The sequence below is a fragment of the Paracoccus marcusii genome, from assembly GCF_006151785.1.
Taxonomy (GTDB): domain Bacteria; phylum Pseudomonadota; class Alphaproteobacteria; order Rhodobacterales; family Rhodobacteraceae; genus Paracoccus; species Paracoccus marcusii.
On record NZ_VDDD01000234.1, the window covers coordinates 1 to 1,869 of the forward strand.

Sequence of the window (1,869 nt, forward strand, 5' to 3'; positions counted from 1 at the left end):
CTTCGAGATCGAAGCAACGGCTTTGGCCTGAGAAACGGAAAAAGCGGTCGTTCGAGGCAAAACCGTGAACGGCAGCTTGGTCCCTGCGGATTCAACGGGTGGCCGCAACACACTGTCCGAACTTCTCTGCGGGGGTCTGATACTGCAAGGTCTTTCGAGGCCGCTCGTTCAGCTGTCGTGCGATGGCGCTAAGCCTTGCCTGGCTGTGGGTCGACATATCGATGCCCCGCGGGAAGTATTGGCGCAGAAGTCGGTTGGTGTTCTCGTTGGTTCCCCGCTGCCACGGTGACTGCGGATCGCAAAAATAGACATCGATTTTGGTCGCCATGGTGAACCTGGCATGATCAGTCATCTCCGATCCGCGGTCCCAGGTCAGGGACCTGTAAAGCTCGTGCGGCAGCTTGCGTGCTTGCTTGATCAGCGCCGCAATGACGCTCGCAGTGTCCTTGTTGCCGACCTTTGCCAGCATCACGAAGCGGGACTGCCGTTCAACCAATGTGGCGATATAGCTGTTGTTGGCGCCTACGATCAGATCGCCCTCCCAATGCCCCGGCACAGCGCGATCTTCGATTTCGGGCGGGCGCTCGCTGATCGGAACTGCATCCTTGATCTTGCGCAGTTTCAGCCCTTTCTGTGTCGCGTGCCTTGAGCGCCTCATCGCACGAGAACTGCGCAGGCAATCCTGCAATTCCTTCTTCAGAACCCCGCGGGTCTGGACGTAAAGGCTTCGGTAGATCGTCTCATGCGACACGCGGTGGCTTTCTTCATCAGGATGCTGGCGCCTCAGCCAACCAGCGATCTGCTGAGGCGACCATTTCAGGCGCAGCTTGCGCGCAATCAGCCGGCACAGACGTTCGTTGAATGAGAGCTTACAGGCTTTGGGCCGCGTCGCGCAGTTCCAAGCCCGTATATCTGAATCCGCTGCACGATAGGCCTCTCGCCCACCGTTCCGCCTTACCTCCCGGCTGATGGTGGAGGGTGCCCGGGCCAGATCGTGCGCGATCGCACGTAAGGACAGATTAGCCGCAAGCCCGCGAGAGATCTCTTCCCTCTCGCGCAACGTCAGAGCCGACCGGGATCTGACGCGTGCCGGGGGCCTGATACCGCCCGTGCGTGCCAGCTGGGGGAAGATCGACGACGACGCGCGACCAAAACTCCGCCCGATCGAACTCAGCGACTCTCCGCGCTGCCATCGATCCCACATCTCCGACTTCTGTGCTTCGGTGTAGAACGTCCGCGTGCGATACTTCATGACTGACACTCCATCTTTGCAAACAGACTAGAGTGTTGCGGCCACCCGTTGAATCCGCACCCGCAAAGCTGACTGATGATCGCCATCCTAATCCGTCTGCTTTGCGGGACCTTCCGGTCATTCGCTGCGCCTGCACAAGTCCCAGACCGCGCATGCGCTTGGAGCAATTGAGGGCGGGGAGCTGCCGTTCGCTGCGTCCAAAATGAACGACAGTGACGGCGCAGAAAGCGGCCCAATGGCATCGCAGCGAGGCACCCGCAGCTCACCAAGGAATGCGGACATCCGCGCGTGATACAGCAATCGCCTTGGGCTCCGAGCCCTCGGCGCAGGAAACAACCGGGCAGTCGCGAGGGCCAAGGGGTTGGATGGCCGAACGGCCGTTTCCGGGAATGCGGCTTCGCGACCACGGCGCCAGCCGACCGGCAGCTATAGAGGCTATTCACGTCGATGCTACGCCGACCTATGACTGTCCGCTTTTGTCAAACTGGCAGGCACCAGGGACAGACTGCCTGACAGAAAAGGCAAAGCTATGCGCCACAGTACAGTAAGCGCGACGTCGCGGCCCTATGCGGTGAGGCTTGACGGCTGTGCGTGCCGCCAGGGCATGAGGTCTTCGA

The 1,869-nt window shown here is 60.6% G+C and carries 1 protein-coding gene; it reads right to left on the reverse strand.

Translation table 11 applies throughout. From position 1 onward, the window contains the following. Positions 1 to 91: 91 nt before the first annotated feature. A complete protein-coding gene (locus FHD68_RS18440) occupies positions 92 to 1,252 on the reverse strand; it encodes an IS30 family transposase (protein ID WP_139086558.1) in 1,161 nt (386 codons plus the stop codon). Positions 1,253 to 1,869 lie beyond the last annotated feature (617 nt).